This is a genomic window from Vreelandella mediterranea (assembly GCF_970647075.1).
The window spans coordinates 1641333-1656522 of sequence record NZ_OZ310198.1 but is presented as its reverse complement, the minus strand read 5'-3'; the positions used below and the strand labels follow the sequence as shown (position 1 = coordinate 1656522).

The window sequence follows — 15190 nt, the reverse complement described above, 5'->3', positions numbered from 1 at the left end:
GTTGCTGAACAAAAAGGTCGTTTTTCCGGCTTATTAGCGCCGGCCTATGCTGGCTATGTCGTTAATCATAGATGAACACAATTCATAAAAGGAGTCCCTTCATGTCCCACGTTCTGCATATGGATATCAGCGCCCGGCCCGGCATCGCGGGTACCGACCCTCGCGGTTCTCATAGCCGCTATTTATCGCATCGGTTCGTCGAGCGCTGGCAACGTGGCCAGCCACAAGACGTTGTCACCTACCGCGATTTAGGGCTCTACCCACCCTCTTATATTGACCACGACTGGATAGCGTCCGCCTTTACGCCTGAAGCGCGCCGCGAGCCCTGGATGAACGAGGCGCTGGCGGAAAGCGATGAGCTGGTCGATGAATTGATCGCCGCCGACCTCTTGGTGATCGGTACGCCGCTTTATAACTTCGGCATGCCGGCCCCTCTCAAGGCGTGGGTCGACCAGGCCATCAGGGCCGGTCGAACGGTGGATATCGACACGACCCAACCGCTCGACCCTTATACCGGCACACTAAGCGAGCGCGAACGCCATGTGGTCATACTGGCGGCCAGAGGGGGAATGCACATGGCGTCAGGCGAAGAAATGGCGCACATGAACCACCTTGAAACCCACTTGGCCACGGCGTTCGAATTCATGGGTATTACCCACATTCACACCATTGCCATTGAGGGCCAGGAAGCGGGAGGTGAGGTATTGGCGGCATCGATTGCCGAGGCGACGCAAAATGTCGCGCGCCTGGTCGATACGCTGCAAGAAAAGTTGTGCAAAGTGGCGGCACCTGAACCGGCCTGACCAAACCCGACGCACGGCCGGGTATAACACCCGGCCGTTGGCCCATTAGCCAGATCAGGGCTCGATGAGTAGCGGCGGTACCGGGGCGCCCAACATGTCCGCCGTGGCGCGAAACAGCTCGGCTTCCGCCGGGCGAATCTCGCCACTGTGCTCGATACAGCGAGCCATGGCCTGCAAGAGCTTCGATTTATGCTGCGGCTTCAGGCGGCGCAGCCGGCTCACCGCCTGGCTTAGCGCACGCCGGTCATCGACGTTGGCGCTCAAAGCCAGCTCAAAAGGCAGCTCTTGGGCGGCGGCGCTGAGAGCCGCATCGATGGCCGAGGTATCATCCTGCCCGGCGCTTGCCAATACGCCAAGCAGGGTTTGGCACTCGTTGTGTAAATCGGTGAGCTTGCGATTGGCCGGGCCGTCCGCGCTTTTGGTCAGGCCCAGATGATGAACCAGCCAGTGATAAAGCGTCCACTCGAACAGGCTAATCTGGCCATCGGCTTCGGCCAGCGCTTTGATACAGTCACTAAAGCGGTTTGCATGGCTCTCGGAAAGGCTCTTGAGCGCGGGCAGCGCAAGCTCCATCAGCGGCAAGCGAAGCTCGTCTCTTAGGGTCAGAATCTCACCGGCGTGGCTCATCACCGCGCGGTAGACATCCGGCTGGGCGGACTGCTTTAAAAGCTCGAGCTGCGCCTGGCGCACCTGGTTTTGCTGGCTCAGCAACAGCCCGTACATCAGCGCCCGCACCCCATAGGGGTCCTGGGCGGCCGCTTTGATCCGCGCTGGCAGCGCATCGAGGGTCGCACGCGCCTGGGAAAGATGGCGCGGCCCCGGCTGGCCCATGGCCGTAATGGCCGCCTGGGCCGAAGCGCCGGTCATGCTCGTGCCCCTGCTTTGCGCGTGCCCGGTCTCTGTAAAGCCCGCAGCCCGGGAGGAGGCCGACCCGGAGGTAGCGCCGCCGGCGGTGGGTGCGCTCAACGACGCATCGAAGGCGCCGTTCCAGCTTGGCATTACGCGCCGGATGCGCTTTTCGACCGGCGGGTGGGTGGCCAGCAAGCGCGTAAAACCAGCCTTCAAGCCCTGGCCAAAAAACAGATGGCTATACTCGCTTGCCTGGGCGGTGTCGAGTTGCGAGCCGCGGCTGCTCGAGCCGATCTTGATCAGCGCGTGGCCTATTCCCTGTGGGTTACGCGTGTACTGCACCGCGGATGCATCGGCTAGATACTCGCGCTGGCGGCTCACTGCCGCCTTGATCCAGTTGCCAAAAAACGTGCCCGCGTAGCCGATCACCATGAGCGCGGCGCCCAAGGCCACTAAAACAATCGCCGCTTTGCCATTATTGTCGTTAGTACGCTGCATGGAGCGCCCGCGAAAGGCTGTGCTGCGCAGCAGGATATAGCCCAACAGGCCAATCAAGAGCACGCCGTGAAGCACGCTGATCAGGCGCATGTTCAAACGCATGTCACCGTGCAGGATATGGCTGAACTCGTGAGCCACGACGCCCTGAAGCTCGTCGCGGCTCAAATGATCGATTGCCCCTTGGGTAATCCCGATCACCGCATCGCGGGTATCGAACCCGGCGGCGAAGGCGTTGATACCCGCCTCTTGTAAAAGATACACCGGCGGCACCGGCGTACCCGAGGCAATTGCCATCTCTTCGACCACGTTGAGAATACGGCGCTCGTTGGCGTTCTCGGTGGCGGGGTCGATCTCCCTGCCGCCCAGCGATTCGGCGACGACCCGGCCACCACCGCGGCGCAGTTGAAAGCGCTTGAACAGCCCGCCAAAGCCCACCAGTGCAACCACGCCAAGCGCTACCATACCCACTAGCTCAGGTGAGAGTGCCGCCAGCAAGCCATTAGCCGTCAGCTCGGTTTGACCCGTCCCCTGATCGCCCATGAAATAAACAACGAGCGTAACCACCAGGGTGGTAACGACGATGAGGGCCATGACGGCCGCTATCAATAATATGACCAGCCGCCCGGTTTTACGCCGGGCGTCGTCCTGCGCCGTGAAGAAATCCATGCATCATCATCCTTGTAAAACGCCTTAAAACGATACCTCGGGCGCGGACTGGATCTGCGCGCTGTCCTCGAACTCCAAAAATGCGGCGTCCTCGCCGTGGCCGACCATCGGTGCTATCGCAACCGGCGGGAAGCTTTGGCGGTAGGTGTTGTAGCTCATGACGGCATCGTTGAACGACTGGCGGGCAAAGGCGACCTTGTTCTCGGTGCTGGTCAGCTCTTCCGAGAGCTGCTGCATGTTCTGGGAGGCTTTCAAGTCCGGGTAGGCTTCCATCACCACGTTGAGCCGACCCATCGCCTGGGTAAGCGCCCCTTCCGCGCCGCCAAGCTCGGCCATGGCTTTTTTACTTCCCGGGTTGGCCGCCGCCGCCTGGAGCCCGGACGCCGCCGAGTTGCGCGCCTGGATGACCGCCTCCAGGGTCTCGCGTTCGTGGGAAAGGTAACCTTTCGCGGTTTCCACCAGGTTGGGGATCAGGTCGTGGCGACGTTTGAGCTGTACTTCGATTTGCGCAAAGCCGTTTTGAAAGCGATTGCGCAGCGAGACGAGCTTGTTATAAACACTGATGGTGTAAAAGACGATGATCGCGATAATCGCCGCGATAATAAGAGTGGCTACCATGATGGATCCTTGTCCTGGTCGATTGAAACGAGGCGGCAAGACGACGCCCAAGCGCGACGTTTGCATGCCAAAAGAGCTGCTGTCATTGCATCATCGCACTACTTAGCAAGCGCAGGTAAAAAACTTAAATCCATATAATAGTTTTGGGGATTGTCCTGAAAGCCTGGCACCCCGAGCACCCCATGTTTTCACCAGATCGAAGGTGGATGACGGGGGCACCCGGGCGGGTATCATCAAACTACATCAACGTCTCGCCGTTGAGGGTGACCTCGCCGCGCTCGACCGTCAGCGTTTGCTGCTCGAGCGCCGGGTCGAGCATGAAACTAAACGGCATGGGGATTAGCATCATGGCCTCTTCAGGGGGTGTGCTCACGCTAACGCTCATGTAAAGGCGTTCGAAAAGCTGCTCGAGGGCCTGCGCCTCGGTTAGCGTATCGGCTCCTTCGTCTACCGCCGCCGGCAACGCCAAGTCGCGATCCCTCACCGCACTATAAAGCGCCTGTTTGGAAAGGCCCTCGCCATCGAAGCGTATCTGCGCCGTCAGGCGGGGTTTGAAATCCAGGCCCATTTCCGGCAGCACGATATGGGCTTCCAGCGGGTCGATGGCCAGGGTCGGGCTTTTATTCAAAATCTCATAGCCGCCTTCGATGGCGCCGATCAGATGTTCGCGGTAGCGCGCCTCGTCCACGGCGCTTGGGTCCTCCTCCCGCGTCTGCTGCATCTGCTCCAACGGCAAGTAGGCTTTTGAGAAGTCCTGCAGGCCCTGCATGTCCAGATTTTCCGCGGGCATATTGAGCGAGAAACGGCCCATGGGTGTGTCGTCGACGCCCATATCGTCCACCGTCAAATAGGCACTTTGGTTCATCAAGGAGGTATCATCGATACGCTCGTTAACCGCCTCGAACGCGACATCCGCCATATAAAGCGTCACCCCTTGGGTCAGTAGTTCAAGGCGCGGTATGTGCAGGCGCTGGCGAAGGACACCCTCCTCACTCTCTCGCGCGTCCATCGTAGCGCTTGGCGAGATTAGTCGGTAGGTCATCTCGGTGGGCGGGTCAGTCAACAGAATATCGTCGCTTCGAAGGTCGAAGCGCCAGCGCTGCTCGTCATTGAAGGATAAATCCATGACCGCGCCATTGATCTCGCCGTCGGCCTCCAGAAGACCAAGCGTATCGGCGCTCAGTTGCCCTTCTACGCCGCTTAATGAGGCCACCATATCGATGTCGATGACACCGCTGAACAGCGCTTCGTTTGGCAGGATGGTGCCGGTCACCGGGCTTTGAAAAACGCCGTGATCGACCAATAAATCGACATCGGCGGTCACGCCCTCGTAAGCCACCATCTCGAGCGTCGCCGTGGCGCGGGTATCGAACAAAGACTTGTCGATGTGAACATCGGTGACGCGCCAGGAGGGCGAGGCATCAAGTCTTGTAAAGGCCTGCTCCAGCGACTTCTCTACTTCGCTGCCCACGAACGCCTGAGCGCCCAGATAACCGCCCACCCCCACCACGACGACCGCGCCTGCGACAATCCCTACCGTTTTCGAACTTACGGCCATAGCCAGGTCCTTTCCTATGTATTAATAAAGGTTAAGCTTAAATTAATAATGATTATTATTACAATCCTGCCGTGTGCCGGCGGGTTTTCCTTTAGGCGGTACGGCCCACCAGCTTGCCAGCACCAGCGCGCCGAAAACCGAGTACACCAACCCAAAGACCCAGGCCGGCGCAGTGTAGTAAATAAGGCTTTGCAGCCAGTGCTGAATAAAGGCGCCCGCGTAGGTGGCTTGATTCGCTTCAAAGCGCAGCGCCATTTCCAGGCGGGTAAGCGGGCAAACGAGGCCAAGCCAGGCCTGAACGGCCACATAACCAATCGCGCCCAGGTGCACGAGCCGGAACCTGCGATTGCGCACCCAGCGCCAGCCCAACAAACGCCCGACGTAAACGGCCAGTAAGCCGCCCACCACGAACGCAACGAACAGTACGTGAACGATGAGTACGGCATCAGCCAGTAAAAGATAAACGGAAGACGACATAGCGAGCCTTTATAGCCTACGGTTGAGCGCCCGAACGCGAAGTATGTTGTGAGACGGCTAACGCGCTTTTAGGTTTCACGTTGAGGGTTGACCAGTAGCGGCGCAGGGTTTAGAGGCCTCGCTTGCATAAAACAGAAAGCAGGCTTGTCAAATACACAATTGCCGCCCTTTGGCTTACCTGGTAGCTTGATTTTCGGCAACCTGCGGCGCAACCGCCCGCCGTTTAACGGCCTTTTGGATAAACCGCACGTAAATGGTTACCCTCTTTTAGCGTCTAGCCTGCTGGCCTTTTCGGCTACCTACGCAGGGCTGATGCCAGGGGGGGCCGCCCTTACGTGCAATGATAATTAAAAATCCCCGAAGCATGCCTGCACACTAAAACCACAACGCTGGAAGCGGAGAGATAAATGAAAGAGACGTTGCGTTCGACCGAGGCAAGCGCCAGGGGCAAGAAAAAACGCGTCATGCCGGATGTGTTCATCATTTTATTTGGCTTTATGGTGCTGGTGCTCGTCGCCTCTTACGTGGTGCCTGCCGGTACCTATGAAAGAACCGTCGAAAACGGCCTGACCCAGGTCGATACCGAAAGCTTTCGCTATATCAGTGCCGATTCGCTGAACGTGATGGACCTGTTCACCGCCATGCATAACGGTCTGGTGGCGGCCTCGACGCTGATATTTCTGATTTTGATCGTCGGTGGCGTGCTCAAGGTGATCGAATCCACCGGGGCGATCAGTGCGGGTATACACCGGCTGATCGCGCTGGCGAAAGGCCGCCAGAATGTGCTTATTTTCATTTTCTGCGCCACCTTCGCCACCCTTGCCTCCGTCGGTGTGGGCGCCAACCTGGCCATCGCCTTTATTCCCATCGGACTCTATTTGGCCCGCTCGATGAAACTCGACCCGGTGGTCGGCGTGGCGATCATCTTTTTGGGCTCCTACGCCGGCTTCGGTGCCGGCGTTTTCGATCCCACCGTGACGGTGACCGGCCAAACCATCGCCGAGCTTCCACTGTTTTCCGGCTTTGTGTATCGCGGGGTGATTTTCGTCGTCTTTCTGGGCATGACTGCCGCCTATATCTGCCGCTACGCCAGGCGCGTCAAAGCGGACCCGGCGGCCAGCGTAATGGGCGCGGAATTCGTCGATGCGGCGCAGGATAGCCAGCAGCCCGAAGAGGCCACCACCTTTACGTTGACCCACAAGCTGGTGCTGGCGCTTTTCGTGTTCGGCTTCGGCTTTTTCATTTTTGGCGCGTTCAACCACGGCTGGAGCATTCCCGAGCTCTCCGCGACCTTTTTGATGATGGGTGTGCTCACCGCGGTGATCGCCCGAATCTCGCCCAACGCCTTTATCAAGCGATTGATGGCCGGCGCCGGCGAGGTACTTTACGGGGCGCTGGTCATCGGGGTGGCCGCGGCGGTGATCGTGCTGCTCAGGCAGGCGGAGCTAATCGATACCATCGTGCATAGCGTGGCGACCTCGCTGGATGGCCACGGCAAGGTCGTCGCGATGGAACTTCTCTATGGCTTCAACCTGCTGTTCAACGGCTTGATCACCTCGGGCACCGGCCAGGCGGCGATCGTGATGCCGATCATGGTGCCCATCGGCGACATGCTCGAAGTGACCCGTCAGGCCACGTTCATCACCTTCAAGCTGGGCGATGCGGTCACCAATATCGTCACGCCGCTTTCCGGCACACTGATGGCGTGTTTGGCGATCGCTCGGGTCTCCTACGTGGAGTGGTTCAAGTTCGTCCTGCCGCTGGTGTCGCTTTGGGTCGTGACCGGGGCGCTCTTCGTGGGCGTGGCCGTGGCCATCGACTACGGTCCGTTTTAACGCAAGCGCCTGCCTACCCCTAAAACACCTTCGTCAGGTAAGCCCCGGCGAAGGTGTTTCCCCCGCCTTTGCCAGCTGCTCTTCCAAAAACCGCAAAAACGTTTCGATGTGCTCCGGAAGCTGGCGCTCGGCCATGACCTGTACCTGAAGACTTCGCTGTGAAAGCTGGGGCTCCTCGAACGGCCTTAGCACCAAGCCCTCTTCCTGGGTTCGACCACTGACCGACACCGCACTGCAAAGCCCGATCATGCCCGGATGCTCGCTGACCATCGTGCAGGTGACGCCCAGGGTATTACAGGCAACGCTTGGGTGAAGCTTGACACCGGCCAGACTGCACGCGACGTCGAACAGATGGCGCACCGTCGAGCCTGTGACCGACATGGTCAGCGGGTAGTCGCTCAAATCCTTTACCTGGAGCGAGGGCTTCTGCGCCAAAGGGTGTTGGGCAGACATCAGCGCGCTAATCGCCGCGCTGTGACTCGATACCACCTGCACGCCAATATCCACCGACAGGCTGAAGGTCAGCGCGATATCCACGCTGCCTTGCTTGACCAGCTCCGAGGCGCGCGCGGATTCGACCACCTGAAGATCGAAGCCGATCTCGGGATGCTCGCCGATAAAGCGGGCAATCACGCTGGGCAGAAAGTGCCACGCCATGCCGTCCGGACAGGCCACGCTAATCGTTTGGCGCTGGCGGGTGGTGGCGCTGCGCATCTCGTCGACCACGCTTTCGAGCTCCAACTGATTACGCAGTGCGTAGGCTTGAAGCAGCTTCCCCGCTTCGGTCAGCGCCATCCCCCGGGGCTGGCGGATAAAGAGCTTTAGCTCCAGGCGCTGCTCCAGGTTGGTGATCTGGCGGCTAACTGCCGATACCGCCACGTGCAGCTCTTCCGCCGCCGCGGAAAGCGAGCCGGTTTTAGCCACGCTTTGAAAGTAGCGTAAGTTGAGTTCCAGCATGGCCACTCCTGGGTCATCGCCCATTATGAGAACGCGCCTGGCAAGGCACTAATGGTTTCTAATTAACATAAATATAACTTGATATATTAATAATTGTGGCAAATCGGAGCAAGCACTAGGCTTCTCGTACTTACTTGCCCCTTTAGCCGAGGCCCGCCATGACGATTGCGCACTCGATTGAGCAACAACCTGCCAAAACGAGCGCCTGCTCGAACCGGCAAGATGCCATCCACTTGGCCCTGGAAGAGCTCTCGAACGGCAACTTTTACAAAACTCTGGCGCGGCGAGTCGCCATGCGCACGGTGAGCCAGAACGCCGAATGTAAAAAGATGCTCGAGCGCTACCTGGATGACGAGATCGAGCCCTTCTTGAGCGGGCTTGGCTTCACCTGCCGCGTGATCGATAACCCCAAAGAGGGCATGCCGCCGCTGCTAATCGGCGAGCGTATCGAGGATGCGTCGCTCTCGACGCTTCTGCTCTACGGGCACGGCGATGTGACCGACGGTCAAGAAACGCAGTGGTCCAGCGACATCGACCCCTGGGCGCTGACATTTATCGATGGCCACATTTATGGCCGCGGCTCGGCGGACAACAAGGGCCAGCATAGCGTCAACCTGACCGCACTTGAAGCGACCCTCAAGGCGCGGCAGGGCAAGCTTGGTTACAACGTCAAAATACTCTTTGAAATGAGCGAAGAGATCGGCTCGCCGGGGCTCGAGGAGACCTGCCGCCTTTACCGTGATGCGCTCAAGTCGGACCTTTTTCTCGCCTCGGACGGCCCGCGTATTCGCGACGACATGCCCACACTCTTTCTGGGCTCGCGCGGGGTGCTCCAGTTCAAGCTGTCGCTCAACACCGGCAACGGGGGGCGCCACTCGGGTAACTGGGGCGGGGTCATCACCAACCCCGCGGTGGTGCTGAGTAACGCCCTGGCCACGCTTGTATCACAAAAGGGCGAAGTGCTCGCCGACTTCATGAAAGCGCCAGCCATTACCGATGGTGTGGGCAAGCTGATCCGCCATTTGCCGGTCGGCGGCGGCGCCCTCGACCCCGTTATCAACCCCTGCTGGGGTGAGCGCGCGCTCAGCGGCGGCGAGCGCTTGTACGGCGCCAACACGCTGGAGATTCTGGGGCTGAGCGCCGGGCGTACGGATAAACCGGTGGGCGCGATTCCGGAACTTGCCGAGGCGGTGTTACAGCTGCGCTTTGTGAAAGGCACCGATTGGAAAGCGATCGAAGACCGTCTACGCCAGCACCTGGACATGCACGGATTCGAAGAGGTGGCCCTTGAAATGCTCGGCGGTTACGCCGCCACCCGCTTGGACGCCGACCACCCTTGGGTCGGCTTCGTCGCCAAATCCGCCGAGCAGACCTTGAACGAGCCCATTCATATTCTTCCCAACCTGGGCGGCACCATTCCTAACCACTGCTTTGCCGACGTGCTAACGCTGCCCACGGTATGGCTGCCCCACTCCTACCCTTCCTGTAATCAGCACGCGCCGAACGAGCACCTGTTGGAAACCATCGTCGAGCAAGGGCTCAAAATGGCCGTGGGGGTCTTTTGGGATTTGGGCGAACCCGAGGCGCAATCACTCACCGCTGCCAAGGCGACAACCTCATGACCACGTCTAAAAACGCTGTCGATAACGAAGCCATTCATTGGGACCAGGACATAAGCTACGGCCAGTACCTGGACCTGGAAGCACTGCTGGCTTGCCAGAACCCGGCATCCGATGAGCACGACGAGCTGTTGTTCATCGTGATTCACCAGGTGTCCGAGCTCTGGATCAAGCTTTGCCTGCACGAAGCCCAGGGCGCCGCGGCGCACATCGCCCAGGACAATCTGTCGCCCGCTTTCAAAATGCTCAGCCGGGTCGCGCGTATTCAAGAGCAACTGATCAAGGCCTGGGAAGTGCTGGTCACCATGACCCCGGCGGACTACGCGAGTTTTCGCGACAGCCTCGGCCAAAGCTCCGGATTTCAGTCCTACCAGTACCGTGAAATCGAATTCTTGCTGGGTAACAAGAACGCCAAAATGATCGAGGCGCACCGCGCCAGACCCAAACACTACCAAAAGCTGCAGGACGCGCTTCACGCGCCGAGCATTTACGATGTCGTTTTGCAGCTTTTAGCGCGGCGCGGCTTCGCCATACCGGCGGATAAAATCGAGCGTGACTGGAGCGTGCCCTACCAGGCGAGTCCGGACGTCGAAAAAGTCTGGACCGAGATCTATCGCCAAAGCGAGCAGTACTGGGACCTTTACGAGCTGGCCGAAAAGCTGGTGGACGTAGAATTCAACTTCCAGCGCTGGCGCTTCAGCCATATGAAAACCGTGGAGCGCATTATCGGCTACCGGCGCGGTACCGGCGGCACTGCAGGCGTCAATTATCTCGTCAAGGCGCTGGATTTGCAGTTCTTCCCCGAGCTTTGGAGCGTTAGAACCACGATCTGACTCCGAAGGCGAAAGCCTTGAAAGAAGCGCTATTCGATTTAGCAGGAGATGTGTCATGAGTGATAGCTATAACGGTGTAAGCCTGCAAAGTGTACAAGAGCGCGATCGCAACGACCCGCTGGCCGCCTTCAAGGGGCACTTCGCTCTACCCGAGGGCATGCTGTACCTTGACGGCAACTCGCTAGGCGCCCAGCCACAGGCGGCCAGAAAAGCCGTGGGCGATACGCTCGATCAATGGCGCGACGAGCTGATCAAGGGCTGGAACCAGGGGTGGTTCGACGCCCCGGAGCGCCTGGGTAACCTACTGGCCCCGGTCATCGGCGCCAGCCAAAATGAAGTGATCGTCACCGACAATATCACGCTCAATATTTTCAAATTGCTGGGCTATATCACCAGGCAAGCCCCGGCGACACGCCAGGCGGTGCTTTCCGAGGAGAGCAACTTCCCGGCCGACGGCTACATCGCCCAGGGGTTTTGCCAGGTGAGTGGCCTCGAGCACCGCTTTCTCCCCGAAAATGCGGACCTTGCCGAGCACCTCGAGGGGGTGGCGGTGGTCGTACTTAGCCAGGCGAACTACCGTACCGGCAAGCTGCGCGACATGGCCGCAACGACGAAGCTCATCCACGCCCAGGGCGCCGAGGTCATCTGGGATCTCGCCCACTCCGCCGGGGCCTTGCCCGTCGAGCTTAACGAAACCGGTGCGCGCTTCGCGGTCGGTTGTACCTACAAATACTTGAATGGCGGCCCGGGCGCGCCGGCCTTCGTTTACGTCAGAGGCGACATTCAGGATGGTGGCTGGCAGCCGCTTTCCGGCTGGCACGGCCACGCAGAGCCCTTCAAGTTCGCAACCGACTACACCCCCGCCGGGGGCATATCGCGCTTTCGTACCGGCACCCACTCGGCCCTTGCCTATTCGGCGCTCGAGGCCTCGCTGGCGCTTTGGAATGATGTCGACATGCAGGCTCTGCGCGAAAAAAGTCTCGCGATGACGGACCTGTTTCGTGAATGTCTGGGCGATCTTTTTAAGGCCCACGGCATCGATGACATTACCCCTGAGGCCGCAAGCCGCGGCAGCCAGATCTCGTTGATCGATACTGAAAACGGCTACGCCATCGTACAGGCGCTCATTGCCCGCGGTGTGATCGGCGACTACCGCGAGCCCGGCCTGATGCGCTTTGGCTTCACTCCGCTTTACCTAAGCTATGAAGACGTATGGCAAGCTGCCGGCCAGTTTCGCGACGTGGTCGAAAGCGGTGAGTACAAGGACCCGCAGTTTCACGTGCGCGGCGCCGTTACCTGAGAGAACGACATGAGTAAGACACGCCAGGATACTGCCTATTCCCCGAGCCACTTCGCGCGGGATTTCGAAGCCACCCTCGCCCGTCAGGCCGCCGCCGGGCGCGAGCTCTCAGCCCATCACCGTCCGGTGACGATCAGCCCAGGCAACTCCCCCGCGGCGTGTTTCAACCTCTTCCTCCCCCAGGGCGAAGGCCCCTGGCCGTTGATGGTATTCATTCACGGTGGCTACTGGCAGGAGCTCGACAACACGGCCACGGACTTTCTCGCTCACCGTTACCTGGCCCGGGGCATGGCGTTTGCCTCGATCAGCTATGAGCTGGCGCCCGGCGCCACTATCGAGGCGATGATCGAGCAGTGTATTCAAGGCCTGGAGGCCGCGTATCAAGGGCTTGCAGAAAGCGGCGGGACCTGGTCGATCACCCTGGGCGGACATAGCGCTGGTGCCCAACTGGCTTACTGGGTGGCCGCCCGCAGCGGCGTTCCCATCGATGAGCTGGTGCTGGTCAGCGGCGTTTTTGATCTGACACCGCTGGTCGATACCTACGTGAATGCCCCGCTTGACCTGAGCCACGCCCAGGCGCGGGCGCTCAGCCCTCAGTTTGGCCCGCTAAGCGGGCTACCGCCCTGCCAAGTGGTGATTGCCGAAAACGACCCGCCCGCATTTCACCAGCAGGCCGCCAATTTCGTCGCCGCACTGGAGGCGGCGGGCGTAGAGGTCACGCGAAACGATATCGCCGGGTGCGATCACTTCGACGTGTTGGAAAAGCTTTAGCACCAACGCCAGGAATGGGCGCGCGGGTTAGTCGCTGTAGATCCCCGGCGCGCCGGATTCGGCAAACGTCCAGCACTCATGAATATCGGTGGGCAAGGTGCGCCCTTCGGAAAGCGGCGGCAAATCATCGAGAGGGAAAAACGCCGCCGCATCGGTTTCGTTATTGGCCACGAATGCGCCGCCTTCTAACGTGCATACGTAGAACAGCTTATAGATGTGATCCGGCGAGTAGTAAGCGTAGGGGTGCAGGCTTCGATCCTTGAGCATGGCAAGGCGCGGGTTGCTCGCTCGATACCCGGACTCCTCGAAGATTTCCTTGAGTACGCCTTCGCTCGGGCCTTCGTTCACATCCGCCCAGCCGCCGGGCAGCGTCCAAAGGCCATCCTTGATTTCGCGCACCAGCAGCACCCGGCCTTTTTCATCGAACACCGCGCCGCGCACGTCCACCTTGGGCGTGGCGTAGCCCTTGTCCGGGATGATCAGGTTTTCGACCTTCTCGACGGGCACATCACCCAATACGGCAAACATCTGGTTGGTCAGCGTCTCGAGCTGCCGGTAGCGCTCCAGCTCGTACTTGTTGGTGGTGTAGGTCTGCCCGGTCTGGGCGATCGAGCGAAGGGACTTGGCGAAGGCGAGCCAGTCGTGGGTCATGGCGGTCATCCGTGTCTGTCTGACGTGTCTGTCTGCAAAAGTGGCGTGCCATCAGTCTAGCGGGTTAAGTCTTGGTCGAGGTATTTTCACCAGGTCTGGTCGGCGTCCGGCGGGCCGATATTCAGCGGCGTATCCGGGGCGATATCGATCACGCCCTCCAGGCAGCGAATACGCTCCGCCGCGGCGCTGTCCGCCTCGCCGGTGATACAGCCAATTGCATCCAACTGCTCCTTGATTTGAAGCCCCTGTTCTTGCAAATGGGTCGCCATATCACTCATCGAGTACTCACTCGACAGCGTAACGATCCAGAACTCGACTTTTTGCATCGTGACCTCCCGGCACTACGTAAGCGGCCGCGCCGAGCGCGGCCGCCGTGGCTCTTGTATTCGTCATTATCCCTGCATTCAGGGCGCCTGCACCAGCCCCGCACCAACGTAAGCTTGCGAGCCGGACAAACGCCGCGCCGAGGCGACCAGCCGCTGCCATAGCTCGGTTCCGCGAAGCGAGGCATCCGACTGCGCCCAGAGCGCGGCGCAGCCCGCCACGTGAGGCGTGGCCATACTGGTGCCACTAATGGTGCGGTAATTCTGGGGCCGAGGCCAGGCGGAGAACACGTCCCGCCCCGGGGCGGCAATCTCGACCTTACCGAAGTTGGAAAAGTTGGAACGAGCGAGGTTCGGGTCCAGCGAGGCCACCGACATGATGGTCGGCGAATTGGCCGGGGAGCCGGTACGCGCCCCTTCGTTACCCGACGCGGCAATGGGCAGGCAGCCGCTTTGTAGCGCGGCTTGCCCGGCACGGGTGAACGCCGTTTGCACCGGGCTTTGACCGCCCAGCGACATGGAGATCACCTCGCAGCGGTTGGCGACGGCCCAGTTCATCCCCGAGAGCACGCTCCCCCCGGCGCTGCCTCCGGAGTTGGTCAGCACCTTGCCGGCGTAGATCTCGGCGGCCGAGGCCACGCCGTAAGCGGGTGTACGCCCATTCATCGCGCGGGGCCCGCACGCGGTGCCGATACAGTGCGTACCGTGGCCGTGAAGATCCTGCACGGGTTCACCGACGAAGGAGCGCCCGAACATCGAGCGGCCGGCAAAATCCGGATGCCCCGGGTCGATGCCGGTATCGAGCACCGCCACCTTGATGCCGGCACCGGTCCAGGCACTCTGGGGCACGCGGCACTGCGCCACCCCCCAGGTAACTTCATCGGCGCCCGGCTCGAAGGGCTGGCTGCCCTGTTCGTCGAGCTGACCCAGGTCCTCGGCGATGGCATTGGCCGCGCGTAGAAAGCCCCGCAGATACTCGGCGCTTTCCGAAAACGTGAAGTACTCCGGTTCGATCGATGCGATGGCGCTCTGGGCGAACAGCTTGTCGTCGCTGCGCATCTCCCGCAGCTCTAGCGCATCGCCACCCAATAGCGCCACGCCCAGCTCGGGAAACACCATCACTTCCGCATCGCCCGCCTCTTCCAGGTTGGCCACCTGTTCGCTGAAATCCCGCGCATCGGCTACGCGAAACTGCTGATCCTTCAGCACCTTGATCCCTTCATCCAGCATCCCCTCGCGATAGCTCACCAGGTACCGGCCGGTTTCCAGGCAATTGCCGCCTCGCTCGAGCGCGGCCATCAGCAGCCGTTCCGACCCGCAAGCGATCGATCTTATCGGGGCATTCGTGTTAGTGGATTTCCCGCCGCCGTTACCTTTCGATTTCGTCGCCATGGTGATCTATTCCTGATGGCACGTTGCAGGTGGGCGCCCC

The 15190-nt window shown here is 60.3% G+C and carries 14 protein-coding genes; 6 read left to right on the top strand and 8 right to left on the bottom strand.

Features of this window, described 5'->3' with window-relative positions; genetic code table 11:
* Positions 1–101: 101 nt before the first annotated feature.
* Complete coding sequence (locus ACWFVE_RS07765) at positions 102–803, top strand: FMN-dependent NADH-azoreductase (RefSeq protein ID WP_447528705.1); 702 nt, start codon at positions 102–104, stop codon at positions 801–803.
* A 54-nt stretch (positions 804–857) separates the two neighbouring features.
* On the opposite strand, the gene ACWFVE_RS07760 is transcribed toward ACWFVE_RS07765, so the two are convergent.
* The 4 genes from ACWFVE_RS07760 to ACWFVE_RS07745 all read right to left on the bottom strand — a co-directional run bounded on the left by ACWFVE_RS07760 (position 858) and on the right by ACWFVE_RS07745 (position 5469).
* Entirely contained in the window at positions 858–2816 is a 1959-nt protein-coding gene (locus ACWFVE_RS07760) for a M48 family metallopeptidase (RefSeq protein ID WP_447528704.1), read from the bottom strand.
* A 24-nt stretch (positions 2817–2840) separates the two neighbouring features.
* Positions 2841–3434: a LemA family protein gene (locus tag ACWFVE_RS07755; protein WP_447528703.1), complete on the bottom strand. Its 594-nt coding sequence runs from the start codon at positions 3432–3434 to the stop codon at positions 2841–2843.
* A gap of 238 nt (positions 3435–3672) precedes the next feature.
* Positions 3673–4992 (bottom strand): DUF945 family protein, encoded by a 1320-nt coding sequence (locus tag ACWFVE_RS07750; RefSeq protein WP_447528702.1) that lies wholly within the window; start codon positions 4990–4992, stop codon positions 3673–3675.
* Between the two features lie 42 nt (positions 4993–5034).
* Entirely contained in the window at positions 5035–5469 is a 435-nt protein-coding gene (locus tag ACWFVE_RS07745) for a DUF2784 domain-containing protein (protein WP_447528701.1), read from the bottom strand.
* Between the two features lie 407 nt (positions 5470–5876).
* On the opposite strand from ACWFVE_RS07745, the gene ACWFVE_RS07740 reads away from it, so the two are divergent.
* Positions 5877–7304, top strand: coding sequence for a YfcC family protein (locus ACWFVE_RS07740; protein ID WP_447528700.1), 1428 nt, complete (start codon positions 5877–5879; stop codon positions 7302–7304).
* Between the two features lie 33 nt (positions 7305–7337).
* On the opposite strand, the gene ACWFVE_RS07735 is transcribed toward ACWFVE_RS07740, so the two are convergent.
* Entirely contained in the window at positions 7338–8261 is a 924-nt protein-coding gene (locus ACWFVE_RS07735; protein ID WP_447528699.1) for a LysR family transcriptional regulator, read from the bottom strand.
* Positions 8262–8419: 158 nt separating this feature from the next.
* Between ACWFVE_RS07735 and ACWFVE_RS07730 the strand changes: the two genes are divergently transcribed.
* From ACWFVE_RS07730 to ACWFVE_RS07715, 4 genes are read left to right on the top strand one after another with little or no spacing between them, the layout of a single operon-like run.
* The gene (locus ACWFVE_RS07730) at positions 8420–9883 is read left to right on the top strand and encodes a M20 family metallopeptidase (RefSeq protein ID WP_447528698.1); all 1464 of its coding nucleotides are present in this window, start codon (positions 8420–8422) and stop codon (positions 9881–9883) included.
* Positions 9880–10713 carry a tryptophan 2,3-dioxygenase gene (gene kynA / locus ACWFVE_RS07725; RefSeq protein ID WP_447528697.1) on the top strand — a complete coding sequence of 278 codons (834 nt, stop codon included), beginning with the start codon at positions 9880–9882 and terminating at the stop codon, positions 10711–10713. The genes ACWFVE_RS07730 and kynA overlap by 4 nt, the downstream gene beginning before the upstream one ends.
* Before the next feature lie 55 nt (positions 10714–10768).
* Positions 10769–12013: a kynureninase gene (gene kynU, locus ACWFVE_RS07720; RefSeq protein WP_447528696.1), complete on the top strand. Its 1245-nt coding sequence runs from the start codon at positions 10769–10771 to the stop codon at positions 12011–12013.
* Positions 12014–12022: 9 nt separating this feature from the next.
* The gene (locus ACWFVE_RS07715; RefSeq protein WP_447528695.1) at positions 12023–12784 is read left to right on the top strand and encodes an alpha/beta hydrolase; all 762 of its coding nucleotides are present in this window, start codon (positions 12023–12025) and stop codon (positions 12782–12784) included.
* Between the two features lie 27 nt (positions 12785–12811).
* Here ACWFVE_RS07715 and ACWFVE_RS07710 read toward each other — a convergent pair whose 3' ends face one another.
* The 3 genes from ACWFVE_RS07710 to ACWFVE_RS07700 all read right to left on the bottom strand — a co-directional run bounded on the left by ACWFVE_RS07710 (position 12812) and on the right by ACWFVE_RS07700 (position 15150).
* On the bottom strand, positions 12812–13435 hold the full coding sequence (locus ACWFVE_RS07710; protein ID WP_447528694.1) for an NUDIX hydrolase: 624 nt from the start codon (positions 13433–13435) through the stop codon (positions 12812–12814).
* Between the two features lie 86 nt (positions 13436–13521).
* Positions 13522–13761: a hypothetical protein gene (locus ACWFVE_RS07705; protein ID WP_447528693.1), complete on the bottom strand. Its 240-nt coding sequence runs from the start codon at positions 13759–13761 to the stop codon at positions 13522–13524.
* Positions 13762–13839: 78 nt separating this feature from the next.
* A complete protein-coding gene (locus ACWFVE_RS07700) occupies positions 13840–15150 on the bottom strand; it encodes a S8 family serine peptidase (RefSeq protein ID WP_447528692.1) in 1311 nt (436 codons plus the stop codon).
* Positions 15151–15190 lie beyond the last annotated feature (40 nt).